The organism is Halorubrum sp. JWXQ-INN 858 (assembly GCF_009806985.1).
GTDB lineage: Archaea > Halobacteriota > Halobacteria > Halobacteriales > Haloferacaceae > Halorubrum.
In genome coordinates, this window is sequence record NZ_WUAX01000016.1 from 460,479 (window position 1) to 483,882 (window position 23,404).

A 23,404-nucleotide genomic window follows, 5' to 3' on the forward strand; every position below is an offset into this window, starting at 1 on the left:
ACGACCGGTGGAGGTTTCTGCTCACGGGGTCGACACGACACACGAGGGGAGTGATAATGAAGCGCGCCACGCCCGACAGAGACGGTCGTGAACCACCGGAGCGGTCGAGACGGTCGCTCCTGGCGCAGGGCTGTGCGACCGTCGGAACGATCGGTCTCACGGGATGTCTCCGATCGGTGCAAACGACGGACGAGAACCCGGAACCGGCCGTTATCGGCCACCGAGGCTGTGCGGCCGAGAACCCCGAAAACACGATCGGAGCGGTCGAAGCCGCCGCCGCCGTCGCTGGCGGCGTGGAAGTCGACGTCCGCCGGTGTGAGACGGGTGGGCTCGTCGTCTTCCACGACGAGCGGCTCGATCGGCTGACGACGGAAGGCGGTCGAGTGGCGAACACGTCCTGTGACGCCGTAGTAGCGCTCGACGTCGACGACTCGGGTGAAACGGTTCCGACGCTGGCGGAGGTGTTCGAAGCGGTTCCGGCGGACACGAGGCTCGTACTCGATCTCAAGGAACCGGGCCTAACAGCGGACGTGCTCGCGCTCTCGGCCGAGCACGACCACGAACTCCTCCTCTCTTCGTTCCTCCCGTCCGTCTTGCGAGAGGTTCGAGCGGTCGAATCGGACGTGTCGACCGCGTATATCGTCCGAGAGTCCGCCGGAAACCGACCGTTCCGTCCCGTCGTTCCCGGGCTCCCGTCCTGGGTCTACCTTCCGGAGGACGTTGCTGAACTGATACGGGCGACCGTCGAGTTGGGCTGTGATGCGATCCATCCCCGGTACGAACTGTGTTTACAGACCGATCTCGTCACACGCGCCCACGCGGCCGGCCTCCGGGTCGAAGCGTGGACGATCACGGGACGGGACGAGTTCGCCGCACTCCGTGCGGTCGGTGTCGACGCAGTGATCTCGGACGTCTGTACGGACCTGCACGACGGGCAGTGACGTGCACCTCGCCGCTTACCGCGGGGAGGACTCACGTGAGGTTTGGAAGCGTAACCGTGAGCACGTTTCCGTCGTCGTACTCGAAGTCGATGCTGCCGCGGAGCTTCTGTACACACCAGTAGACGATCCACAGCCCGATCCCCTGTCCGTGCTGTAGCGGCGTTTCATCGCCTGCACGGAGGGTTTCGATCTCTATTTCCGGGATGCGTTCGTTGCGGTCACGGATCTCGAAGACGACGCCTCCGTCGGCGTTCGACGCGTCAGAGACGCTGATGCTCGCTGTTTGCTCCGGCACTTCCGAGTGGATGATCGCGTTTTCGACGAGGTTATCGAGAAGCACCGAGAGCAACACCGGATCCGTTCGGAGCCGTAGCTCCGGTGGAGTGACCGTCCACTCGATCGTCGCGTCGCTGTGTGCGGCCGAACAGCTCCGCTCGACGTCGGCTAAGACGGTAGAAACGGCGAGGGGCGCAGGCTGTCGCTCCCGTTCTTGAACGCTCTCGAACGTACCCACTTTTTCAGCGATGGAGAGCAACCGATCGCTTGCAGCCTCGATCTTCCCGGCCCGTGTGGCCCGTTGGAGGTCGTCCACGTCGCCTCCGAGCAGGTCGGCATAGCCGCTGATAACCGTCGTCTCGTTCCGGAGGTTGTGCCGAAGCACTCGATTGAGCACCGCGAGTTGCTGCTCACGTTGCCGGTCCTCGGTCACGTCGTACAACACGAGCATGCTCCCGACGGGGGTGTCGCGTGGATCGGTTAACGCCGTGTACGACACGGCAAACGTCCCGCCCCGCTCCGTCTCGACCCTGATCTCCTCGGTTTCACGGAGCGTCTCTAACCCGACACCGAGGACCGTACCGAGAGCGATCGGTAACGCGTTCGACAGCGTGCTCGGGAACAACTCCTCCGCGCGGTCGTTTACGCGAACGATCTGTTGTTCGGTATCGAGGACGAGTACGGGATCCGAAAGCGAGTCCAGTCCGGTTCGTTCGGCCGTGCGCTGTGTCGCTGGGTTCGTCTGAAACATGTGCGTCCCGACGAACGCGTACGCGTCGAGCGAGACGTGAACGAGCATCAGCGGTGCCGTGAGATGCAACTGTGGAACCGGGCCGAGTTCGAACAGCCACACGAACACCCCAACCGACGGCGGAACGGTGCTCAGGATGACCGCGATGGCTTCGCGTCGGTACAGCGGTCCGTAGCTCAGTATCGCACCGATCAGCAGCAGGGAGCCGACAGCAGCCGTTCCAATGGAGAACAAGACGGCAAAGACACCCCACGGCTGGACCGTATACACGACCGTTGCCAGCCCGAACACCGGATCGAACTGAAAGTCACGCCACACGAGCCCGTGAACCGGATTCGTCACAGCAAGTACGACCGTCAGTAGCGGAACGACGGCGACGATCCCGAAGAGCGGCGTGCGGATGAGGTCCCCACGCCCGGTGTAATCGAGGCCGAACGCGAGAAAGAACGGCCCCATGAAACACACAGAGACGAACGCGACCGCCCCGAGCGCGACCCGTAACGTCGGCTCGAAGACGAGTAGTGCGATCCCGTAGGAGCCACAGAACGCGGCGACGGACGCGATGTTCCCCATGAACCAGCTCGCACCCGATCGCTCCCGCTGGTGATACAGGTACTGCAACAGATACAGCGCACCGAAACTGGCCCCGAGAGAGGCGAAGACGATCCCAGCTCCAAGCGCCCCCGACATCATCCCCTACGCGGGGTTCACCAGGAACCGACTATAAGATTGTGAAACGGAGCCCGGCATCGAGGCCAGTGCCGTGGTTCGACTCGACGGGATCGAAGGGCGCGACCCCGACACGGCGTCGACGATCAGTCGAAGCGCCACCGGCCGGCCGCCTTGAGCTCGCGGACGTAGCCGTCGTGAAGCGCGTCACGGATCTCGCTCGGGTCCTTTTCGGGGAACGCTCGGGAGTCGTCGGCGAGCTCGAGGACGGCGCTCGTGTACGCGATCGCGAGGTCACGGAGGTCACGGACGTCGATCTTGTCGAGGGTGTCGGCCTGCGTGTGTCCCCAGCCACGGCCGCTGGCGGGCGACGTCGAGCCGACGGTCGCCGCCGGGATCCCCCGCTCCGTCCACGGCCAGCAGTCGCCGTGCGGGGCGACCGACTCGTCGATCGGGAACCGGATGTCGAGGTCGGCGGCGACCGTCTCGAACGGGTCGACCAGCTCCTCGAAGGTGTTCGTCCGGCGGACCTTCGGGGTCCGGCTCTTGCCCGAGCCGTCGATGTTCAACACGCACTTGACGTCGTCCCGGTCGGTCGTCGCCGCGAGGTGCGAGGAGCCGTACAGCCCGACCTCCTCGGCGCCGACGACGACGAACCGAACCCGGGTGTCGAGGTCGTCGACGACCCGCGAGAGCAGCCGCGCGATCTCACAGACCATGACCGTCCCGACGCCGTTGTCGACCGCTCCCTCGGCGGTGTCGTGGGCGTCGACGTGGGCGGTCACGAGCACCGCCTCGTCGGTGTCCGGCCCGAGCGATCCCTCGATGTTCGGGGCGGTCGCGGGGCCCGTCTCGCAGTCGACCGTCACGCGTGCGGTCGCGTCGGCGTCGGCGTAGCGGGCCAGCCGGGCCCCGAGCTCGGCTGAGACGCCGACCGCGGGGATCGGTCCGGGGCGGTTCCCGTAGCCCACCTCGCCGGTGGGCGGGAGGCAGCCGTCGATGTGGTTGCGGAAGACGAACGCGTCAGCGCCCGCCTCGAGCGCGAACGCGTACTTCTCCATCCGGTGGTACCAGTGGTCGGCGTCGTCCGGCGAGTCCGACCGCACCATCGCGATCCGCCCCTCGACGTCGGCGGCGTCGAAGTCCTCGGGGAGGCCGTACCCCAGGTCGACCACCTCGCCAGTCACGTCGCCCGGCGGCGTCCCCGGAAGCGCGAGGACCTCGTGTTCGGCCTCGAAGCGTCGGTCCCGGTCGGGGACCGTGATCGCCGACGACCCCCGCCACCAGCCGGGGAGGTCGAACTCGTCGATCGCGACGTCCGAGAGGCCGACGTCCTCGAACGCCGAGCGAACGACCGCCGCGCCCTCCATCTCTCCGTCGTGGCCGGCCATCCGATTCTCGATGTCGACCAGCTGCTCGAGGAGGTCCCACGCGAACGTACTCGTGCGCGCGTCGCCGATGACGTGCTCCGGGAGTCGGGTCATACCCGGGCCACGCCCGGGCGCGACATGAACGTACGGGTCGCGGAGGGAAACGAGGACGACGGCGGCGCTTGGACCCTATACGTCGGGCCAGCGCTCGATGTACACCGTCTCGTCGGTGTAGAACCGGACGACGTCCTCGGCCTGTGCGTGGAGGTCGCCGAAGAAGGAGTCCTTCCGGCCGCCGAAGTGGAAGAACGCCATCGGTGCCGCGGTGCCGACGTTGACGCCGATGTTCCCGACGTCCGCACGGTTACGGAACTCTCGGGCCTCGCCGCCGCGGGCGGTAAAGAGGCTGGCCGCGTTGCCGAAGTCGGTGCCGTTCAGCTTCCGGACGGCCTCGTCGAAGTCGTCGGCGCGGGCGATCCCGAGGACCGGGCCGAAGATCTCCTCTTGAGCGATCCGCGAGTCCGTATCGACCTCCCCGAACACGGTCGGGCCGATGAACGTCCCCTCCTCGTAGCCGTCGACGGTGACGCCGCGACCGTCACGGAGGAGCTCGTTTCCGTCCTCGACGCCGGCGTCGATCAGGTCCGCGACCCGCTCCGCGTGGCCCGGCGAGATCAGCGCGCCGATGTCGGTGTCGGGGTCGAGCCCGTCGCCGACGACCTGGTCGTCGACGACGTCGAGGACCGCCTCGACGAACGGCTCGTAGGCGTCGCCGACGACCACCGCGATGTCGTTGGCCAGACAGCGTTCGCCGCCGCAGGCGAACGAGGAGGAGACCGTCTTCGCGGCCGCGTACTCCAGGTCCGCGGAGTCGGAGACGACCACGTAGTTCTTCGCACCCCCCTGTGCCTGGACGCGCATCCCGGTCCGCGCGGCCGTCTCGTAGACGTGTCGGGCGACCGGCGTGCTCCCGACGAACGACGCGCCTGCGAGGTCCTCGTTCTCCAACAGCGCGTTCACCGTGTCCGGACCGCCGTGGACGAGGTTGACGACCCCGTCGGGGAAGCCCGCCTCGTCGATCAGGTGGAACAGGTACTGTGCGGTCAGCGGGTCCTGTTCGCTGGGTTTGAGAACGAACGAGTTCCCCGTCGCGACGGCGTACGGGAGGAACCACAGCGGGATCATCCCGGGGAAGTTGAACGGGGTGATCGCCGCGAACGTCCCCAGGGGACGGCGGACGGCCATCTCGTCGATCTCCGGGGCGGCGTTCTCGAGGAAGCCGTCCTGCATGAGCCGGGGAGCCCCGCAGGCGACCTCGACGTTCTCGATCCCGCGGCGGAGCTCGCCGCGCGCCTCGTTCAGGTTCTTGCCGTGCTCCGTGACGAGCACCCGCGCGATGTCCTCTTGGTGCTCCTCGAGCAGGGATTTGAGCCGGAAGAGCGGCTGGATCCGGTCTTCGATCGCACGGTTTCGCCACGTCTCGAAGGCGGCGTCGCCCGCGGAGACCACGTCCGCGACCGATCCGGGCGGCGTGAACGGGACGTGCCCAAGGGTCTCGCCCGTCGCGGGGTTGACCACGTCCGCGCCGTCGTCACCGTCGATCGGGGTCCACTCCCCGTCGACGTAGTTCCGAAGCGTTCCGTCGGTGATGTCGTCGATGTCCATTATCGGTGATGGTGTGTCAGTATTGATCGAAGGAATTGGTACCGATCTGATGTCGCCAGATCCGAACGTGTCGATCAGAGCATGTGATCAGAACACGTTGTACGGCAGGACGTACAGGATGACCGCCAGGAACGGCGTCAACAGCAGCAGCATCGTGATCGCGTACCCGAACATGTCACGGGCGCGCATGCCGGTGATCGCCAGCAGCGGGATGGCCCAGAACGGCTGGAAGAGGTTCGTGTGGGCGTCGCCGACGGCGTACGCCATGATCGTGTGGCCCGGCTCGACGCCGAGCGCCTCCCCGGCCTCGAGCATCGAGCCGCCGATGATCGTCCACTCGCCCCCGCCGGAGGGGACGAAGATGTTGAGTATGCCCGCGGTGATCCACGCGATGACCGGGAACGTCTGCGGCGTGGCGATGCTGATCAGGAACTCCGTGACCGTGTCGACCAGCCCGGTCCCCGTCATGATGCCGATGATCCCGGCGTAGAAGGGGAACTGCAGGATGATCCCCGCGCTCGACTGGACGGCCTCGTAGAACTCCTCGAGGTAGTCGATCGGGCTCGTGTACAGCGCGAGCCCGACCATGATGAACCCGAAGTTGAGCACGTTCAGGTCGAGCGCGCCGAGCCCCTGCGTGAGGAACGTGTAGCCCGTGACCGCGACGCCCGTGAGCGCGATGATCCCGCCGAGCACCTTGCTGTTGTTGATGCGGTCGGCCGGGGTCGGCGACGCGTCCTCCCCGCCGTCGGCGGCCACGCCCGAGTCGTCGGGTGCGTCGGCCGCGTCGGTCGGGTCGTCCGCGAACTCGTCGTCCTCGAGGTCGACGTCGACGTACTCGGAGATCCCCCGCGCGTTGTCCTTGGGCGGGGAAAGCAGGTAGAGGAGGATCAGCGCGTAGACGATGCTGGTCGCGGTGAGGATCAGCGCGTACGGGTGGAAGATCGTCTGTGTCGTGCTGATGACGCCGTCGACGACCCCCTGCTCGATGAACACGTTGCCCGGGGTGTTCATCAGGAGCCCGGCGGAACTGGAGAGCCCCCAATGCCAGGTGAGGCTCATTCCGAGGTAGCCGGCGACACACAACAGGGGGTAGTGGACCGCCATCCCCTTCCGCTCGGCGAGCTCGCCCATCTCGCGCGCGAAGATCGCGCCGACGATGAGGCCGAGCCCCCACGAGATCCAGCCCGTCACCATCGCGATGAACCCGACGAGCAGGATCGACTGGCGGCCGGTGTTCGGGATCCGGATGAGCCGGTCGATCCCGCGTTTTACCCACGGGTGGTACGCGACGACGAACGCCGTCACGAGGATCAGGACCATCTGCATCCCGAACTCGAGCAGGGACCAGAACCCGCCGAACCAGGAGAGCGCGAGCTCCGTCGCCCCGGCACCCTCCGAGAGGAACGCGGCGACCGCCGCCACGTACGTCAGGATGATCGCGAACAGGAAGGGACTTGGCATCCATCGCTCGACTCTGGCGGACATCGACTGTCCGAACTGCTGTATCGGTGTTGGGTCCGGGTTCGTGCTAGACATGCACAACCCCACGGACAATAGTCATGTTTATAAGTTTTTCCAGACGTGTCAGAGTTTGGATCATCGACGATCACGAACCTTCGAGAAGCGCTCGCCCGTATAGCCGGACGGAGTCCCGCTTTTTCTCAAAAATAGCGATGATCAATATCTCGATCACCCACAAGTGTTCATCTCTTTTGTCATTTGTTATGTTTCGGTATTGCCGAAACGGAGCGGCGTGTTTCGGGGTTCTCCTCGGCGAGGGAGCCGCCGGGCCGCGTGTTCGACTCCGATCCCGTTCGATCCGGCCACGATCGTCGGGGAAACGCCGTGACAGCCAAACCGTCGTCTCGGATCCGTCACAGGGTTTCGGCCATTCCGAACGACGCCGCGCCACGTGCTCCCAAACACTATACGTGCCGACCCGGAGTGGTGACCATGGTCGACCAGCGTGGGGGCGGGACCACGGTACAGGCGAGCGAACGGACGCTGGAGATCGTGCAAACGCTTCGAGATCGGGAGGAGGCGACGTTGACCGAGCTGGCGAGGGACCTGGAGATGCCCCGAAGCACCCTCCACGGATACCTTTCGTCGATGGTGAACGCGGAGTACCTGATCAAAGACGACGGGGCCTACCGGCTCGGTCTCCGGTTCCTGGATCACGGGGTCGCCACACAGCGGGCCGATCCGCTCTACGACGCTGCGGGGCCGATCCTCGAACAGGTCGCCGAGGAGACGCGGGAGATCGTCTGGCTCGTCGTCGAGGAGTACGGGAAGGCGGTCTGCCTCCGGAAAGCCGAGGGCGACCTCGCGGTCCAGCCGTACAAGAGACTCGGTGCGCGTCTTCACCTCCACGACATCGCCGCCGGAAAGGCGATCCTCGCGCACCTGTCCGAGGGGCGCGTACGGGAGATCCTCGACCGTCACGGACAGCCCGCGTCCACGGACGCGACCGTGACGGACCCCGACCGGCTGCTCGATGAGCTGGCGACGGTCGCCGAGACGGGCGTGGCGTACAACGACGGGGAGTCGCTGGACCGGTTCCGGGCGGTGGCGAGCCCGGTCTGTCTCGACGGCGAGGTCCTCGGATCGATCGTCGTCTCCGGGCCGAAGAACCGTCTCCGCGGCGATCGGTTCCGGGAGACGATCCCGGAGACGGTGACGGGTGCGGCCAACGCGCTCGAGCTCGAGCTGCTGAATTAACCGTTCGCGAACCGTTCCCCACGGAACCCGGCAACCGCGGCGCGTACCCCGTACGTTATCCATCGGGGTGGCGAACGACGATCGAGAATGGACACGGTCGAGCGCCGGATCGTGACGTTCACCGCGGGCTCACACGGGCTCGTCCACACGTACGAACTGTCGATCCCGATCCTGTTGACGGTGTGGGTCGCCGAGTTCTCGACCAGCGCGGCGGTGTTGGGGGCGATCGTCACGGTCGGGTACGGGCTCTTCGGCGTGGGCGCGCTCCCCGGCGGCGTGCTCGTCGATCGGTTCGGCTCGAAGCCGATGATCCTCGCCTGTCTGCTCGGGATGGCCGGCTCGTTCCTGCTCGTGGGGATCGCTCCGAGCCTCCCGGTGCTCGCGGTCGCGATCGCGGTGTGGGGCGTCACCGCCAGCGTCTACCACCCGGCGGGGCTCGCGCTCCTCTCGAACGCGGTCGAACGCCGCGGGATCGCGCTCGGCTACCACGGTATCGGCGGCAACCTCGGGATCGCGCTCGGCCCGCTGGCGACCGTCCTGTTGCTGCTCACGTTCGACTGGCGGGTCGTCGCCGCCCTCCTCACGATCCCGGCGTTGATCGTCGCCGGATACGGGCTGACCGTCGACGTCGACGCCGCGCTGACGGACGCGACCGACCCGGCCGACGCCGACGGAACGACCGCGAGCGACGGCGGGAGCACGGACGCGGACGGCGGTACGGAGGCGGACGACGGGACGGGGGCAGACGACGGGACGGGGGCGCTGGCCGCGATCGTCCGAGACACGCGGACCCTCATGACGCTCGGGTTCGTATTGGTGTTGGTGTTCGTGACGTTCAGCGGGCTCTACTACCGGGCGTTCCTGACGTTCCTCCCGGACTTACTCGGCGGCGTCGTCGACGGACTGATCGACGTCCAGTTGGTCGACCCGTCGAGCCCGTACGCCGACGACTTCGACCTCTCACGATACCTCTACGTACTGATCCTGACCGTCGGCGTCCTCGGACAGTACCTCGGCGGCCGGATCGCCGACCGGATCCCCGCGGAGCGGGCGTTGGTGTACGCCATGCCGGTGCTCGGGACGCTCGCGCTGCTCTTCGTTCCGGCCAGCGGGGCGGTGTGGTCGTTCCTCGCCGTCTCGGTCCTGTTGGGCGTCGCGCTGTTCACCGTCCAGCCCCTCTCCCAGGCGACGGTCGCCGCCTACTCGACGTCGGAGGCGCGGGGGCTCTCGTTCGGCTACACCTACCTCGCGATCTTCGGCGTCGGCTCGTTGGGGGCCGGTCTCGCGGGGTTCGTCCTCACCGTGGCGACCGCAAGGGAGCTGTTCATGGTGCTCGCGGGGATCGCCTTCCTCGGCGCGATCGCCGCCACGGCCGTCGTCCGGCTGGGCGTGCGCCGTGACTGATCGGCAGGCGCTCATTCGGGTTCGACGACTGACTCGGCCGAAGCGGCGGAGTCAGTGGGGTCAGTGGAGTCAGTGGAGTCGGAGGAGTCAGCCGACTCCGCGGAGTCGCCGGAGCCGTCGAACTCGACGCCCGTGAACTCGAAACGAGCGCCGTCCGAACCGTCCGCGAGCGCGACCTCCCACCCGTGGTCGTCGGCGATCTGTCGCACCGTCGCGAGGCCGAGCCCGACCCCGTCGCCGCCGGTCGTGAACCCCGTCTCGAAGACCTTCTCGCGGTCCGCCGTCGGGACACCCGGTCCGTCGTCGGCGACGGCGAACCCGTCGGTGGTCACCTCGACCCTGACGGTCACCGCCCCGCCGCCGTGTTCGACCGCGTTCCGGAACAGGTTCTCCAACGCCTGCCGGAGCCGCGTGCGGTCGGCGAGCGCGACCGTCCCGTCGACGCCGTCGCCGAGCGCGAGCGTGGCGTCCGCGGTGTCGACGAGCGACCACGTCTCCCGGGCGACGTCCGCGAGTCGCACGCGGTCGGGTTCCTCGACGGGGCCGCCCGATCGCGCCAGCGCGAGGAGGTCCTCGATGAGCCGGTCCATCCGCTCGTGGGCCGACGCGACCCGACCCAAGTGCTCCGTCGCCCCCGCCACGTCGCCGTCGCCCATCGACGCACGCGCGAGGTCCGTGTACCCGCGTGCGACCGACAGCGGATTCCTGAGGTCGTGCGAAACGACGCTCGCGAACCGGTCGAGCCGGTCGTTCTGTCGCTCCAGATCGGCCGCCCAGAGCTCGAGCTGCTCGTCGCGGTCGGCCCGTTCGAGCGCGGCCGTCGTCGTTTCCGCGAGCAGCTTCGCCAGCGTCACGTCGGTCTCGTCGAAGCTGTCGGCGGTGACGCTACCGACGTTCATCACGCCGTACACCCCGAGCGGGAGGACGATCTCGCTCCGCACTCGCGTGCTCGGGTCGTAGATCCCCGGCCGGTCCGAGAGGTCGGAGTACTGCTCGACGTCGCCCGTCTCGAACACGTCCCACGAGAGGCTGTTACCCGGGCGGTACACCGGGATCTCCTGGAACTCGGTCTCGCCGAGCCGGGATATCGCGGCCGGATGGAGAGCAGACCCCTCGTCGTTCGCGAGCCACACGCCGTTGATCCCGAGGTCGAGGACGTCCGTGGCGATCCGCACCGCCTGCTGGGCGACCGCCTCGGGCGACTCCGCGGCCAGCAGCCGCCCGGTGGCCCGCTGGAGCGAGGCGATCTGTTCGACCCGTCGCCGCCGCAGCGCGTCGTTGACGCCGATCAACACCCCCGCGGCCGCGCCGACGGTCGCGATGCTCGCGACGAGGAAGACGGCCGCGTCGACGTTGACCCCATCGACCGCGCCGTGAAGCAGCACGAGCCCGGCGAGCGCCCCGGCGATGGCGGTCCCGAGGATCGTCCACGACGCGATCAGCCGGTTCGTCGCCGCGGAGAACCCCTGTTCGTGGGCCCACACGCCGGCGGTGACGACGACCACCGCGATAGACAGGGGCAACACGGCACCCAACACCGACGAGAGGAGGGACTCGTCGTGCGCGATCAGGTGGAAGACGTGGATCGCGACGAACGAGAGACCGATACCGGGAGCGAGGATCGACCACGGGATTCGCGAGTCATCAGTCGCGCGCGCGGCGAGCGGCATTCACCGGTTCTCTCGGCGTCAGCGATACATAGTTTTCGGCTTTTCAACCATCGCCGGCTACGCCGAGTGCGTCGCCTCTTCGGGGTCCTCGACGACCTCCAGCCCGCGGTTGTTCACGGCGTGCGGGTCGAGCCCGACCTCCCGGAGGAAGCCCTTGTACTGTCGCTCGGCGGTCTCGCCGTCCTTCTGTTTGTCGGACGCGTGGTCACAGAGCTCGAGGATGTTCTCCGGGACGTCGTTCTCGTGGACGATCCAGTGGTTGATCGTGTCCGAGAGCCGGCGGATCGGCGACGTGAAGTGGCCGTAGATGTCGAAGTTGAGCGCGTGGTGTCCCCCGAAGGGATCGTTCATGTACTTCGCCCGCGGCATCACCTTCAACACCGCGCGCTGGATCTTGTTGAGCTGGCGGTCGGGCGACTCCTCTAACGCGGCGTTGACGGCCTTCCGCGGGTCGTCGCCCCACGCCTCGCCGGGGATCGAGACGCCGTCGAGTTCCTGGATCTCTTTTAAGGCGTTGTTCCACTGGTCGGGCGTCGGCTGCGGGTGAACGCGGTACATCGCCTCGACGCCACGGTCCCACATCAGGGTGTGCGTGACGGCCTTGTTCGCCTTCAGCATCGACTCCTCGATGATGGTGTGTGCGCGATCGCGACGCGGGTTCAACACGAGCGAGCCGTCCTCCTTGCGCTGTTCGTGCATCCGGTCGGCGAGCTCGAACGCGAGCTCGTTTTCCGCGCCGAGGGGGAGCGACGGGTCGTCGAGGCGGTTCTCACACTGTTTGTAGGTGAGCCGCTCGTCGGAGTTGATGACGGACTTGTAGATGTCGATGGACTCGAACGAGAGCGTCTCGTCGTCGATCTCCATCTCGACGGTGTGTGCGAGCCGGTCCTCGTTGGGGACGAGCGAGCAGACGGTCTCGGCGAGGACCGGCGGCAGCATGTGGTTCGTGTACGCCGGCAAGTACACCGTGTTCGCGCGCTGGACCGCCTCCTCCCACATCGCGGTGTCGGGCGTGACGTAGTGGGTCACGTCGGCGATGTGGACCCAGAGGCGGTAGGCGTCCGCCTCGCGTTCGATGGAGACGGCGTCGTCGAAGTCCTGTGCGTCGACGGGGTCGGTCGTCCACGTCGTCAGGTCGCGGAGGTCGCGACGCTCGTCGATCTCCGATTCGATCTCGTCGTAGACGCCCTCGGTGCGGCGTTCCGCCTCCCGGAGCACCTCGGCGGGAAACTCGTCGCGGATCTCGAACTCCTCGAACAGCTCCTCGCGTTTGTCCGCCAGCTGGCTCGCCAACTCCTCGCTGATCCTCACGGGACCCTGATCCTCGGCGGACCCGGGTTTCGGCTCGTCGTCACTCATACCGGGATCAAAGCGCGTGCGTTAGAAAGGCCTGTCGGGCGGCGCGGTCGGCTGAAGTGGGGCCGATCGGCGGAAGCGGGAGGGACGGAAGCGAAGGGATGGAAGCTGAGGGACGGAAGCGGAGGGATGGAAGCGGAAGGGGTGGAAGCGGAGAGGCGACGGTGAGCGTTCGAGGGGACGCCGAGCAGTCACCGGTCGCGTTCCGAGCGCGTCTCCGACCCGACCGACTCGTCGACGGCGTCGGCGTACCGTCGAAGGAACTCCTCCCGGGAGAGTCCGTCCGACTCGATGGAGAGGAGCAACGATTCGAGACCGTCCCGCGGCTGGTGGCAGATACCGTCGTCACAGCCGGTACACAGGTACTCGAACGACTTGTCCCGCCGGTCCCAGCGGTTCCCCTCCTTGTCGTACTCACGCGCGTCCTCGCGCAGCACTGAGTCCCCGCACGCGATGCAGACGACCGTTCTCCGGTCCCGGCTCCTCCGGGAGCGCCACATGCCTCTCACCTGGTGGCGAGCCTACTTAGCGTTTGGTGCGCGGCTGACGGCCGTCGGACGCCCCGCTCTCGTCGGGGAGCGGACCCTTTATCGGCCGAGCGAGCGACGTATCGGCCATGCAGGTGAAATCCCGCCACCACCTTCGGAGCGACGAGATCGATGCGATCCGCGAGGCGATCGCCGACCACCTCGGCGTCGATATCGACGGGGACAGCTTCGAGTTCGTGGAGTTCGTCGACGCCCCCTACGAGGTCGTGCTAGTCGACGGCGACCCGAGCGTCTTCTACGTCGACGACGACGAGCCGTTCCTCACCGTCAGGGGCGCGAACGACTACGAGCCCGAAAACGGCGTCGTCACCGTGGACGCGGGCGCGATCTCGTTCGTCTCCGACGGCGCGGACGTGATGCGGCCGGGGATCGTCGAGGCCGACACGGCCATCCGCGAGGGCGACCTCGTCGTGATCGCCGAGGAGACGCACGGGAAGGCCCTCGCCGTCGGGCGCGCGCTCGTCGACGGCGACGGGATGGTCGGCGACAGCGGCAAGGTCGTGGCGTCGATCCACCACGTCGGCGACGACCTCTACGAGTTCTCCATCTGAGGTCCAGGCGACCCGTCCCCGGTCGTCGGTTCGGCGTCCCTCCGGTCCCGACGCCCCCGACCCAAGGGCGACGTCAGTCGACGAGGCGATCGATGGCGGCGTCAGTCGACGAGGCGATCGATGGCGGCGTCAGTCGACGAGGCGATCGATGGCGGCGTCGACGGCGTCGTAATCCGGGGACGCGGGGTGCTCGCTCGCGACCCACGCGTACCGGACGCGGCGGTCGGCGTCGAGCAGGAAGACCGCCGGACGCGCCTCCGTGATCCCGGCCATCCCGTCGATGTCGTGGGCGACGCCGTATTCGCGGATCAGGTCCGCGGACGGGTCCGAGAAGACGCGAACCCCCGCCCCGCGCTCGGCCAGCAAGGACCGGTGTTCGTACGGCGTCGAGATCGAGACGCCGAGCACGTCGACGTCGCGGACCCACCCGCGCGCGTCGATCTCCTTGTACAGGTACGTGGCCTGGAACGCCCCGTCCATGGGGTGAAACAGCAGCAGAGTCGGCCCGTCGACGACGTCGTCGAGCGCGCGGTCCTCCCAGTACTCCGCCCCGACGAGCGGGCGGGTGAAGTCGGGCGCGACGTCGCCCACGTCGACGTGGTCCGTGTCCGGAAGCGTAACGACCTCGAAGTCGACCATTCAGGCGGCCCCCGCCGTTCCGGGCCCGGATGCGTCGCCGTACGTCCGTTCGAGGTAGTCGACGATGTTGGCGCTCTCGGACATCGTCACACCCGTTCCGCGGTCGACGAGCGCGGGGACGCTTCGGGCGCCGGAGACGCGCTTGACGACGTTCCGCTCGGAGTGCATCGGCTCCACGTACCGCGAGCGGTACGCGAGGTCGAGCCGGTCGAGCGCCCGGACGACGCGTTCACAGTACGGACACGCCTGCAGCCGGTACAGGGTGATCGATGGCTCCGTCATGGGGAACCGTGTGGTCGCCAGCGACCTAACCGTGTCGACGACATAGCCGCCCGGGCGGTCGTCCTGTCCGTGGGAGCGCGAGCGCCTCCGCGGGTCGTTCCCGTCGACGCCCTCCGTCACGGACCGAGGGCAACCCTTTAACCGTCGCCCGACGGACGTTCAATGAGAATGGGCTTGTGGTCGATCACGTTGCTAGCCGGCGTCCTCCAGATACCGGCATTGGACGGACCCGTCGTGACGCTGCTGGGTATCGCGGTGATCGTCGTGCTGATCGGGATGTCCGCGTTCTTCTCCTCCTCGGAGATCGCGATGTTCTCGCTGCCGAAACACCGCGTCGACAGCCTCGTCGACGAGGGCGTCAAGCACGCGACGACGATCCGAAACCTGAAGGAGAACCCACACCGGCTACTGGTGACGATCCTCGTCGGGAACAACCTCGTCAACATCGCGATGACCTCCATCGCGACCGCGCTCATCGGCGTGTACGTCGAGAGCGCGCTGTTGACGATCGTCTTAACGACGTTCGGGATCACCGCCGTCGTCCTGCTGTTCGCGGAGACGGCCCCGAAGTCGTACGCCGTCGAGCACACGGAGTCGTGGTCGCTGAAGATCGCCCGCCCGCTGAAGTACTCCGAGACCGCGCTGTATCCGCTGGTCGTCCTCTTCGATTACCTCACGCGGATCGTCAACAAACTCACCGGCGGCCGGGCCGCCATCGAGTCGACGTACGTCACCCGCGAGGAGATCCAGAACATCATCGAAACCGGCGAGCGCGAGGGCGTCATCGAGGAGGAGGAGCGCGAGATGCTCGACCGGATCTTCCGGTTCAACAACACCATCGCCAAGGAGGTGATGACGCCCCGACTCGACGTCACCGCGGTCCCGAAGGAGGCGACCGTCGAGGAGGCCATCGAGAAGTGTATCCACGCCGACCACGAGCGCGTCCCCGTCTTCGACGGCAACCTCGACAACATCGTCGGCATCGTCACCGTCCGTGACCTCGTGCGCGAGCTGCGCTACTCGGAGGGCGAACCCTCGCTCGAACGCGTCGTCAAACCGACGCTTCACGTCCCCGAATCGAAGAACGCCGACGAGCTCCTCGAGGAGATGCAGGACAACCGCCTCCAGATGGTGATCGTCATCGACGAGTTCGGCACGACGGAGGGGATCATCACCCTCGAGGACATGGTCGAAGAGATCGTCGGCGACATCCTCGAGGGCGACGAGCCCGAGCCGATCGAGTTCGTCGCCGACAACGTCGCGTTAGTGCAAGGCGAGGTGAACATCGACGAAGTCAACGAGATGCTCGATATCGACCTCCCGGAGGGCGAGGAGTTCGAGACGCTCGCCGGGTTCGTCTTCAACCGGGCCGGACGCCTCGTCGAGGAGGGCGAGGAGATCGAGTTCGACGGCGTTCGGATCCGCATCGAGCAGGTCGACAACACCCGGATCATGAAGGCCCGCGTCACCGTCCTCGACGGAACCGACGACGAGGCGGCCGAGGACGACGAGCAGGACGAGGAGTCGGCCGACGACCAGAGCTGAGGACGGGTTCGGCGATCCGGAGAACCGTCGTTCACTTATAAACTAGCAGCTGCGGTCGGCGCGCGCGAGCAACGCGCGCGAGGGAGCAGTCTGGGCCCGGCGGGCCCAGACTGCGAGGCTGGGGAGGGTGAGGCGACGGAACGGTGCGGGGCCGTTCGGAGCCGTACGGGGCCGTGCGGAGCCGTACGGGGCCGTGCGGGACAACGCAGGTACGAGGCCGTTCGTCGGTCGTCGTCCCTCGGATCCTGCCGATCCGTGACGACGTACTCCGCAGCGGTGGCCTCGAGACCGCTCGTTCCGCTTATAAGTCCCGGAGAAACGTCGACCGCCGACGGAACCGTCGTGCCGCGATCAGAGCCCGTCGAGCAGCGCCGCCCGCCGCCGGTCGAGGTCGAACGCCGCCGTCGACCCGTCGAGCCGGTCGAAAAAGAGGAAGACGTCCGCACCCTCCCGCTCGGCGTGGGCCAACAGCGCCTCGATCGCCGGCCGGTTCAGCGCGTACGACTCCAACAGCCCGCAGACGAGCGCCAGCGCGACTCCCGCCTCGCCCTCCGGGAACGCGGGGTCGACCGACGAGAGGTCGACGGCCGTCTCGCCGGCGGCGTCCGGGTCAGCCGCCCCCGCCGCGTCGCTTCCGGCGACGGTCCGGAGACACCGGTTACAGATCGCGCTCTCGCGGGCGGGCGCGTACTCGCGTAGCGCGTCGGGAACGACGAACGCGACGAGCGTGCCGCCGCAGTGTGAACAGGACATGGCTGTCGCGTACGCCGTCGACGCGTAAAAAGAACCGACGCGGGCGGGCGGACGGAGGCGGACGGATCAGGCGTCCGCGGTCTCGGCCGCGTCCGCCGCTTCGGCGGCTTCGGCGGCTTCGGCGGCCTCAGCGGCCTCTTCGTCCTCCTTTTTCGCCTTGATCTTCTTGAGCCGGAAGATCTCCTCGCGCTCCTGCTCTTCGAGCTTCTGCTCGATGTACTCCTGGTTCTCGTACAGCTGCGGGAGGAGCGTGAACTCCAGCGCGTTCACCCGCCGCTTCGTCGTCTCGATCTCCGTCAGCATCTTCTTCATCGCCGTCTCCACCTCGGCGGCGAGGATGATCGTCTCCAACAGCTCCTCGTAGGCGTCCGCCGCCTCGTCGATCCGCGCGGAGGAGCCGAGCAGGCCGTAGCCGCGCTCGTCGAGGCTCTTTTTCACCTTCGAGGACTCGATCTGCGGGACGACGACCCCCATGATGTTCTTCGACTGCGTGGTGATCTCGGGATGTTCTTTCAGCGCCGCGGCCGCGCCGCGGACGGCGACGTCGCCCTCCATCGCACGGGCCATGTCGATCGTTCGCTGAGCCCGCTCGTAGTCGTCCGCCATGTCCGAACGGACGTCCTGCGCCTGATCGAGGATGTCCATGAACTCCATGATGAGCCCGTCACGCTTCTGTTCGAGCGTGTCGTGGCCGCGCTCGGACAGGTCGATCCGGTCCTCGATCGCCATCAGGTTCTTGCGCGTCGGCTTGACGTCCTTGGCCATGGTGGTTAGTCCGCCGCCTCGATGATCTCCCGCTCGGAGTCGTCCTCGCGGTAGTGTCGTTCGATGAACTCCTCGTCGATGCGGTTGAGCGCGTCCGTCGGAAGCATCGAGAGCAGGTCCCAACCGATCTCGAGGGTCTCCTCGATGTCTCGGTCCGTGTCGAACCCTTGATCGATGAACTCCGTCTCGAAGGCGTCCGCGAAGTCGAGGTACTTGTTGTCGAGTTCCGAGAGCGCCTCGCGACCGACGATGTTCACGAGGTCACGCAGGTCCTCGCCCTCCGCGTACGCCGCGAACATCTGGTCTTTCACGTCGGCGTGGTCCTCGCGGGTGAGTCCCTCGCCGATACCGTCGTCCATCAGCCGTGACAGGCTGGGCAGCACGTTGATCGGTGGCTGCAGCCCCTGGCTGTTGAGGTCGGGGTCGACGTAGATCTGCCCCTCCGTGATGTACCCGGTCAGGTCCGGGATCGGGTGGGTGTCGTCGTCGCCGGGCATCGTGAGGATCGGGATCTGCGTGACCGATCCCTCACGGCCCTCGATCCGGCCCGCACGCTCGTACAGCTGCGCCAGGTCGGTGTACATGTAGCCGGGGTAGCCACGTCGACCCGGAACCTCCTCACGGGCCGCCCCGATCTCGCGGAGCGCCTCACAGTAGTTCGTCATGTCCGTGAGGATGACGAGGACGTGGTAGTCCTTCTCGAACGCGAGGTACTCGGCCGTCGTGAGCACCATCCGCGGCGTGACCGTCCGCTCGACGGCGGGGTCGTCCGCGAGGTTCATGAAGACGACAGAGCGCTCCAACGCGCCCGTGCGCTCGAAGTCGGCCATGAACTCGTTGGCCTCCTCGGCCGTGATGCCCATCGCGCCGAAGATGACGGCGAACTCGGAGCCGTCCTCGTCGTCGCCCTCGTTCTCGTCCTCCTCGGGGACGCTTGCCTGCCGGGCGATCTGCATCGCCAGGTCGCTGTGTGGCTGGCCCGAACTCGAGAAGATCGGGAGCTTCTGACCGCGAACGAGCGTGTTCATGCCGTCGATGGCGGAGACGCCCGTCTGGATGAACTCCTCCGGGTACTCCCGCGAGTACGGGTTGATCGCCGCGCCGACGATGTCCTGTCGCTCCTCGGGGACGATCTCCGGACCGTCGTCGATCGGGCGGCCGGAGCCGTCGAGCACCCGTCCGAGGAGGTCCTCGGTGACGGGCATCTTCATCGTCTCGCCCAGGAACCGGACGGACGCGTTCTGGTCGATCCCGGAAGTGCCCTCGAACACCTGGATGGCGACGACGCCCTCCGAGGATTCGAGCACCTGTCCGCGCAGCGTCTCCCCCTGTGCCGTCTCGATCTCGACGATCTCGTCGTAGCCGATGGCCTCGTCGACCTCGGCGTACACCAGCGGGCCGCTGATCTCGGTGATTGTTTGGTACTCTTTCATATCAGTAGAGGCTCCGAAGCTCTTCGGCGATCTCCGCTTTGAGGTCCTCGACGTACGTTTCGTACTCGTCCTGCACGCCGATCCGGTTGATCTGCGGGGCGGAGTCCGTCGAGATGATGTCCTCGATGGGGACCCCCGCCTCCAGCGCGTCGAACGCCTCGTCGTTGAACGTCTCGATCGTCGTCAGCATGAGGTACGTCTTCTCCGGGGGACAGAAGGTGTCGACCGGGTGGAAGGCGTTCTGCTGGAGGTACGCCTCACGCAGGTAGCGGGCGACCTCGAGCGTCAGCTGCTGATCGTCCGGGAGCGCGTCCTTCCCGACGAGCTGAACGATCTCCTGCAGCTCGGTCTCCTCGTCGAGCACGTCGACCGCCCACTGGCGCTTCTCCGCCCAGTCGTCGGCGACCTCGTCCTCGAACCACGGGTCGAGCTGGTTCTTGTACAGCGAGTACGACTCGGTCCAGTTGATCGACGGGAAGTGCCGGCGTTCGGCCAGGTCCGCGTCGAGCGCCCAGAACGTCTTCACGATACGCAGCGTGTTCTGCGTGACCGGCTCGGAGAAGTCGCCGCCGGGCGGCGACACCGCGCCGATAGCGGAGACGGAGCCCTCCGTTCCGTTGATGTTCTCGAAGTAGCCGGCACGCTCGTAGAACTGCGCCAGGCGGGCGGCGAGGTACGCGGGGTACCCCTCCTCGCCGGGCATCTCCTCCAGCCGGGAGGAGATCTCGCGCATCGCCTCCGCCCACCGCGAGGTGGAGTCGGCCATCAGCGCGACGTCGTAGCCCATGTCGCGGTAGAACTCCGCGATCGTGATCCCCGTGTAAATACAGGATTCACGGGCTGCAACGGGCATGTTCGAGGTGTTCGCGATGAGCGAGGTCCGGGCCATCAGCGGGTTGCCGTTGGCGGGGTCCTCCAGCTCGGGGAAGTCCTCGATCACTTCCGTCATCTCGTTGCCGCGCTCGCCGCAGCCGACGTAGACGATGATGTCCGCGTCGGCGTACTTCGCGAGCTGGTGTTGGGTGACCGTCTTCCCGGAGCCGAACGGACCCGGGATGGCGGCCGTCCCCCCCTTCGCGATGGGGAACAGGCCGTCGAGGATGCGCTGTCCGGACACCAGCGGCGTCCGGGGCGTCTTCTTCTCGTTCGACGGGCGGGGCTCGCGCACCGGCCACTCCTGGTGCATCGAGACCGTCTCGCCGTTCTCGAGCTCCGCGACCGTCTCGGTCACGTTGAAGGAACCGGCCTCGATGGCGACGACCTCGGTCGTCTCGTCCTCCTCGAGGGCGTCCGGCGGAACCATCACCTTGTGGTCGATGGTGATCGTCTCCTCGACGATCCCGACCACGTCGCCGCGGCCAACCTCGTCGCCGACCTCGACGGTGGGTTCGAACTCCCACTCCTTCTCGAGGTCGATGCCGGGGGCGTCGACCCCGCGGTCGAGGTACGGGCTCTCCATTTTCTCCTCCAGCACGTCCAGGGGGCGCTGGACGCCGTCGTAGATGGCGTCCAGCACTCCCGGACCCAGGTCGACCGACAGCGGCTCGCCCGTGGTTTCGACGGGTTCGCCGGGGCCGACGCCGGAGGTCTCCTCGTACACCTGAACCGTCGTGATGTTGCCCTCGATCTCGATCACTTCCCCCATGAGTCCTTCGTCGCCGACGTAGACGACGTCGTTCATGCGGGCGTCGAGGTCGCGGGCGCTCACGACCGGACCGCTCACGCTTTGGATAACACCGTCGCCGGTGGTCTCCGTGGATTCTGCTTTGCTCATATTAGTCGTCCTCCTCCATCAGGTCGATACCGATGGCTCGTTTGATCTGGTCGCGTAGCCCGCCGCTTCCGGCACCGGACGCGCCGAGCGTGACGAGCACGGGCTCGATGCTCCCCTCGACCCGCTCGCGAGTCCCCCGCGAGAGGTGATCGAGGTCGTCGTCGTGCATGACGACGATGCCGATGCCCTCGTCGTCGAGGGTCCGCTCGACGGCGTCGTCGAGCCGATCCGGCTTCTCGTCCTCCTGCACGTTCTCGAACTTACGGACGCCGGCGAGCCGGAAGCCGGTGGTGAACTCCGGACTGCCGACGACGGCGATCTCCTGGCTCATGTTATCACCAGCTCCTCTTCGATCTCGTTCGCCGGCAGCCCGGCCTCCTTCCCGCGGGCGATCGCCCGGATGTTCTCGACCTCGCGCTCCTTCGCGAGGATGTACGAGATGACGGGCGTCACCGACACCGGATGGATCGTCCCGAGCCGGTCGCCGTACGCCAACAGTGCGGCGTCGGTCGCGTGCTCGAACGCGATGAGGCTGTCCGCCTCCTCGAGTTCGCGCAGCGCCGGACCGAGCTCGTCGGCGTACTGGCTCTCCGCGATGTACTCGACGAGCTCGTCGAGGTTTCGCGCGAGGCGGGCGAGCGTGTCCCGGGTGAACAGCTCGCCGCCCTCGATGAAGTACTCGGCGGGGTCGATCTCCGCGCCCGAACGGGCGAGCCGGAGCGCGTTGTCCGCGTTCCGGAAGTCGACTTCCGCCTTGAGGAACGCCTCGTACTGGCGCGTCGGCTCGTCGCCCGGCAGGTTCCCGAGCAGGCGCTCGTAGAAGACGCGGTCGACGGCGTTCTCGAGCGGGACGAGGACGTCAGTCTCCTCGTACTCGGCGTACGCCTCGCGCAGCGGGGCCCCGTAGATCGTGTCCTCGAGGACCTCGACGACGGCCTCGATCGAGTCGGCCTCGAGCAGCCGTCGGATCCGACGGTCGTCGAACTCGCCGGCCCGGATGAGGTCGACCTCGACCTCCTCCTGGCTCGCGCCCGTGTACACGCCACGGATGACCGTCTTCACGTTCCACGCGTCGAACTTCCGGAGGTATCGAGCGATGAGGTCGTACAGCCCGCCCTCGCTCCAGTCTAAGATCCCCTCGAACTGCTTCGCGAGGTTTCGGTTCAACGCGTACTCGATGAGGTCGACGCCCGCGTGTCGGCTCCCGAGGGCGTTGATCTCCGCCTCGTACGTGGACTCCTCCATGAAGCGGGCGATCTCCGACGGGCTCATCCGTGTGAGCTTGCGGTACTCCTCGTCGCTGTACAGGCTCCCGCGCCTGGCGCGGACCCGTGCGACGACGTACTCAGGGTTCGAGCTGCCGACGGCGCTCATTGGTCGAACAGTCGCTCCGAGAGGTTCTTCAACTCGTCGTCCCAGACGGCTTCCAGGACCGAGTCGAACGTGTTGTTCACCCGAACGCGGGAGGTGTCGCTCTCGGCGACGACGCCGCCGAGACAGTCGACTTCGCCGTCGACCTCGGCGTTGCGGTCCGCCACGAGCTCCTGTAACAGGTCGACGTCCTCAGCGCGGGTGTAGACGGCGACGTCGGCGTCCCCGTCGAACTCCGCGAGCGTCGCGTCGAGCAGCGCCTCGGTCAGCTCGCGGCGGCGGTCGCCGTCGAGCGAGGCGATGGCGTCCTCGACGCCCTCGCGGACGTCCGCGAGGACGTCCCGTCGCGCGCCGAGCCGCTCCTGTTTGGCCTCGAGCTTGGCGGACGACAGCGTCTGTTCGCGCTCCTGGTCGATCTGTCGTTCGACCGCCGCGAGCCGCTCCTCGCGGATACGCTCGGCGTCCGCCTCCGCCTCGGAGACGATCCCTTCGGCGTCGACGTCGGCCTCCTCGCGGATCTGCTCCGCACGCGCGCGGGCTTCGTCTCGAATGTCCTCAACGACGGTGTCCAAACTCATTGGTTGGAAAGGGGGCTGGTTAGACCAGGAAGACGACGACCAGCGCGAGGATAACGAGCGTTTCGGGCAGGACCGTCAGGATGAGGCCGTTGACGAACAGGTCCTCGTCCTCGGCCATCGCGCCGACCGCGGCGGACCCGATCCCGCGTTCCGCGTACCCGGCACCCAGCGCCGCGAGGCCGACCGCGAGCGCGGCCGCGGCCTCGCCGTCGGTCAGCGTTCCTTCCTGCAGTACGACGTTCCCGAGTTCGTTGGTAGCTTCAAGCATTGGTAGTAGTTCCGGTTGCTCGTCTCCGAACAGTTCGTAGTTGCCTCCACAGTGGACATAAAGCTTCCCAAAAC

The 23,404-nt window shown here is 67.1% G+C and carries 22 protein-coding genes; 5 read left to right on the forward strand and 17 right to left on the reverse strand.

Annotated elements, in window-relative coordinates; genetic code table 11:
- Nucleotides 1–176: 176 nt before the first annotated feature.
- Nucleotides 177–941 carry a glycerophosphodiester phosphodiesterase gene (locus GRS48_RS14150; protein ID WP_321168472.1) on the forward strand — a complete coding sequence of 255 codons (765 nt, stop codon included), beginning with the start codon at nt 177–179 and terminating at the stop codon, nt 939–941.
- Between the two features lie 31 nt (nt 942–972).
- Here the strand turns inward: GRS48_RS14150 and GRS48_RS14155 are convergent, their stop codons facing one another.
- The 4 genes from GRS48_RS14155 to GRS48_RS14170 form a co-directional block, all read right to left on the reverse strand.
- On the reverse strand, nt 973–2,658 hold the full coding sequence (locus tag GRS48_RS14155; RefSeq protein ID WP_159487642.1) for a histidine kinase N-terminal 7TM domain-containing protein: 1,686 nt from the start codon (nt 2,656–2,658) through the stop codon (nt 973–975).
- A 125-nt stretch (nt 2,659–2,783) separates the two neighbouring features.
- Entirely contained in the window at nt 2,784–4,121 is a 1,338-nt protein-coding gene (locus tag GRS48_RS14160) for a M28 family peptidase (protein ID WP_159487644.1), read from the reverse strand.
- Nucleotides 4,122–4,196: 75 nt separating this feature from the next.
- Complete coding sequence (mmsA, locus tag GRS48_RS14165; protein WP_159487646.1) at nt 4,197–5,672, reverse strand: CoA-acylating methylmalonate-semialdehyde dehydrogenase; 1,476 nt, start codon at nt 5,670–5,672, stop codon at nt 4,197–4,199.
- An 87-nt stretch (nt 5,673–5,759) separates the two neighbouring features.
- Nucleotides 5,760–7,211 (reverse strand): short-chain fatty acid transporter, encoded by a 1,452-nt coding sequence (locus GRS48_RS14170; protein ID WP_159487648.1) that lies wholly within the window; start codon nt 7,209–7,211, stop codon nt 5,760–5,762.
- A gap of 417 nt (nt 7,212–7,628) precedes the next feature.
- Between GRS48_RS14170 and GRS48_RS14175 the strand changes: the two genes are divergently transcribed.
- Both GRS48_RS14175 and GRS48_RS14180 read left to right on the forward strand, forming a co-directional pair.
- A complete protein-coding gene (locus GRS48_RS14175; protein WP_159487650.1) occupies nt 7,629–8,393 on the forward strand; it encodes an IclR family transcriptional regulator in 765 nt (254 codons plus the stop codon).
- An 87-nt stretch (nt 8,394–8,480) separates the two neighbouring features.
- Nucleotides 8,481–9,797 (forward strand): MFS transporter, encoded by a 1,317-nt coding sequence (locus tag GRS48_RS14180; RefSeq protein WP_159487653.1) that lies wholly within the window; start codon nt 8,481–8,483, stop codon nt 9,795–9,797.
- Nucleotides 9,798–9,808: 11 nt separating this feature from the next.
- On the opposite strand, the gene GRS48_RS14185 is transcribed toward GRS48_RS14180, so the two are convergent.
- The 3 genes from GRS48_RS14185 to GRS48_RS14195 form a co-directional block, all read right to left on the reverse strand.
- Nucleotides 9,809–11,467: a GAF domain-containing sensor histidine kinase gene (locus GRS48_RS14185; RefSeq protein ID WP_159487655.1), complete on the reverse strand. Its 1,659-nt coding sequence runs from the start codon at nt 11,465–11,467 to the stop codon at nt 9,809–9,811.
- A 57-nt stretch (nt 11,468–11,524) separates the two neighbouring features.
- Nucleotides 11,525–12,826: a ribonuclease catalytic domain-containing protein gene (locus GRS48_RS14190; protein ID WP_159487657.1), complete on the reverse strand. Its 1,302-nt coding sequence runs from the start codon at nt 12,824–12,826 to the stop codon at nt 11,525–11,527.
- 188 nt (nt 12,827–13,014) lie between these two features.
- Nucleotides 13,015–13,323 (reverse strand): hypothetical protein, encoded by a 309-nt coding sequence (locus GRS48_RS14195; protein WP_159487659.1) that lies wholly within the window; start codon nt 13,321–13,323, stop codon nt 13,015–13,017.
- Between the two features lie 116 nt (nt 13,324–13,439).
- Between GRS48_RS14195 and GRS48_RS14200 the strand changes: the two genes are divergently transcribed.
- On the forward strand, nt 13,440–13,922 hold the full coding sequence (locus tag GRS48_RS14200) for an RNA-binding protein (protein WP_159487661.1): 483 nt from the start codon (nt 13,440–13,442) through the stop codon (nt 13,920–13,922).
- A 129-nt stretch (nt 13,923–14,051) separates the two neighbouring features.
- Here the strand turns inward: GRS48_RS14200 and GRS48_RS14205 are convergent, their stop codons facing one another.
- Nucleotides 14,052–14,561, reverse strand: a complete 510-nt coding sequence (locus GRS48_RS14205; protein WP_159487663.1) for a redoxin domain-containing protein — start codon at nt 14,559–14,561, stop codon at nt 14,052–14,054.
- A complete protein-coding gene (locus GRS48_RS14210; RefSeq protein WP_159487665.1) occupies nt 14,562–14,843 on the reverse strand; it encodes a glutathione S-transferase N-terminal domain-containing protein in 282 nt (93 codons plus the stop codon).
- 168 nt (nt 14,844–15,011) lie between these two features.
- Here GRS48_RS14210 and GRS48_RS14215 point away from each other — a divergent pair, with 168 nt between their 5' ends.
- Nucleotides 15,012–16,388, forward strand: coding sequence for a hemolysin family protein (locus tag GRS48_RS14215; protein ID WP_159487676.1), 1,377 nt, complete (start codon nt 15,012–15,014; stop codon nt 16,386–16,388).
- A gap of 351 nt (nt 16,389–16,739) precedes the next feature.
- Here the strand turns inward: GRS48_RS14215 and GRS48_RS14220 are convergent, their stop codons facing one another.
- The 8 genes from GRS48_RS14220 to GRS48_RS14255 all read right to left on the reverse strand — a co-directional run bounded on the left by GRS48_RS14220 (nt 16,740) and on the right by GRS48_RS14255 (nt 23,330).
- On the reverse strand, nt 16,740–17,141 hold the full coding sequence (locus GRS48_RS14220) for a DUF6276 family protein (RefSeq protein ID WP_159487678.1): 402 nt from the start codon (nt 17,139–17,141) through the stop codon (nt 16,740–16,742).
- Nucleotides 17,142–17,207: 66 nt separating this feature from the next.
- Entirely contained in the window at nt 17,208–17,906 is a 699-nt protein-coding gene (locus GRS48_RS14225) for a V-type ATP synthase subunit D (protein ID WP_159487680.1), read from the reverse strand.
- 5 nt (nt 17,907–17,911) lie between these two features.
- Nucleotides 17,912–19,339 (reverse strand): V-type ATP synthase subunit B, encoded by a 1,428-nt coding sequence (locus GRS48_RS14230; RefSeq protein WP_159487682.1) that lies wholly within the window; start codon nt 19,337–19,339, stop codon nt 17,912–17,914.
- A 1-nt stretch (nt 19,340) separates the two neighbouring features.
- A complete protein-coding gene (locus GRS48_RS14235) occupies nt 19,341–21,113 on the reverse strand; it encodes a V-type ATP synthase subunit A (protein WP_159487684.1) in 1,773 nt (590 codons plus the stop codon).
- A gap of 1 nt (nt 21,114) precedes the next feature.
- Nucleotides 21,115–21,444 (reverse strand): V-type ATP synthase subunit F, encoded by a 330-nt coding sequence (locus GRS48_RS14240; RefSeq protein ID WP_159487686.1) that lies wholly within the window; start codon nt 21,442–21,444, stop codon nt 21,115–21,117.
- On the reverse strand, nt 21,441–22,487 hold the full coding sequence (locus tag GRS48_RS14245; protein ID WP_159487688.1) for a V-type ATP synthase subunit C: 1,047 nt from the start codon (nt 22,485–22,487) through the stop codon (nt 21,441–21,443). The genes GRS48_RS14240 and GRS48_RS14245 overlap by 4 nt, the downstream gene beginning before the upstream one ends.
- Entirely contained in the window at nt 22,484–23,062 is a 579-nt protein-coding gene (locus GRS48_RS14250) for a V-type ATP synthase subunit E (protein WP_159487690.1), read from the reverse strand. The genes GRS48_RS14245 and GRS48_RS14250 overlap by 4 nt, the downstream gene beginning before the upstream one ends.
- 19 nt (nt 23,063–23,081) lie before the next feature.
- Complete coding sequence (locus GRS48_RS14255) at nt 23,082–23,330, reverse strand: hypothetical protein (RefSeq protein WP_159487692.1); 249 nt, start codon at nt 23,328–23,330, stop codon at nt 23,082–23,084.
- Nucleotides 23,331–23,404: the final 74 nt, after the last annotated feature.

Bases quoted from the DNA above. Each gene is read 5' to 3' on its own strand.
- GRS48_RS14185 (WP_159487655.1), bottom strand. From the start codon at position 11,467: ATGCCGCTCGCCGCGCGCGCGACTGATGACTCGCGAATCCCGTGGTCG.
- GRS48_RS14170 (WP_159487648.1), bottom strand. From the start codon at position 7,211: ATGTCTAGCACGAACCCGGACCCAACACCGATACAGCAGTTCGGACAG.
- GRS48_RS14215 (WP_159487676.1), top strand. From the start codon at position 15,012: ATGGGCTTGTGGTCGATCACGTTGCTAGCCGGCGTCCTCCAGATACCG.
- GRS48_RS14195 (WP_159487659.1), bottom strand. From the start codon at position 13,323: ATGTGGCGCTCCCGGAGGAGCCGGGACCGGAGAACGGTCGTCTGCATC.
- GRS48_RS14230 (WP_159487682.1), bottom strand. From the start codon at position 19,339: ATGAAAGAGTACCAAACAATCACCGAGATCAGCGGCCCGCTGGTGTAC.
- GRS48_RS14240 (WP_159487686.1), bottom strand. From the start codon at position 21,444: ATGAGCCAGGAGATCGCCGTCGTCGGCAGTCCGGAGTTCACCACCGGC.
- GRS48_RS14220 (WP_159487678.1), bottom strand. From the start codon at position 17,141: ATGTCCTGTTCACACTGCGGCGGCACGCTCGTCGCGTTCGTCGTTCCC.
- GRS48_RS14250 (WP_159487690.1), bottom strand. From the start codon at position 23,062: ATGAGTTTGGACACCGTCGTTGAGGACATTCGAGACGAAGCCCGCGCG.
- mmsA (WP_159487646.1), bottom strand. From the start codon at position 5,672: ATGGACATCGACGACATCACCGACGGAACGCTTCGGAACTACGTCGAC.
- GRS48_RS14205 (WP_159487663.1), bottom strand. From the start codon at position 14,561: ATGGTCGACTTCGAGGTCGTTACGCTTCCGGACACGGACCACGTCGAC.
- GRS48_RS14155 (WP_159487642.1), bottom strand. From the start codon at position 2,658: ATGTCGGGGGCGCTTGGAGCTGGGATCGTCTTCGCCTCTCTCGGGGCC.
- GRS48_RS14160 (WP_159487644.1), bottom strand. From the start codon at position 4,121: ATGACCCGACTCCCGGAGCACGTCATCGGCGACGCGCGCACGAGTACG.
- GRS48_RS14235 (WP_159487684.1), bottom strand. From the start codon at position 21,113: ATGAGCAAAGCAGAATCCACGGAGACCACCGGCGACGGTGTTATCCAA.
- GRS48_RS14175 (WP_159487650.1), top strand. From the start codon at position 7,629: ATGGTCGACCAGCGTGGGGGCGGGACCACGGTACAGGCGAGCGAACGG.
- GRS48_RS14225 (WP_159487680.1), bottom strand. From the start codon at position 17,906: ATGGCCAAGGACGTCAAGCCGACGCGCAAGAACCTGATGGCGATCGAG.
- GRS48_RS14245 (WP_159487688.1), bottom strand. From the start codon at position 22,487: ATGAGCGCCGTCGGCAGCTCGAACCCTGAGTACGTCGTCGCACGGGTC.
- GRS48_RS14255 (WP_159487692.1), bottom strand. From the start codon at position 23,330: ATGCTTGAAGCTACCAACGAACTCGGGAACGTCGTACTGCAGGAAGGA.
- GRS48_RS14200 (WP_159487661.1), top strand. From the start codon at position 13,440: ATGCAGGTGAAATCCCGCCACCACCTTCGGAGCGACGAGATCGATGCG.
- GRS48_RS14190 (WP_159487657.1), bottom strand. From the start codon at position 12,826: ATGAGTGACGACGAGCCGAAACCCGGGTCCGCCGAGGATCAGGGTCCC.
- GRS48_RS14180 (WP_159487653.1), top strand. From the start codon at position 8,481: ATGGACACGGTCGAGCGCCGGATCGTGACGTTCACCGCGGGCTCACAC.
- GRS48_RS14210 (WP_159487665.1), bottom strand. From the start codon at position 14,843: ATGACGGAGCCATCGATCACCCTGTACCGGCTGCAGGCGTGTCCGTAC.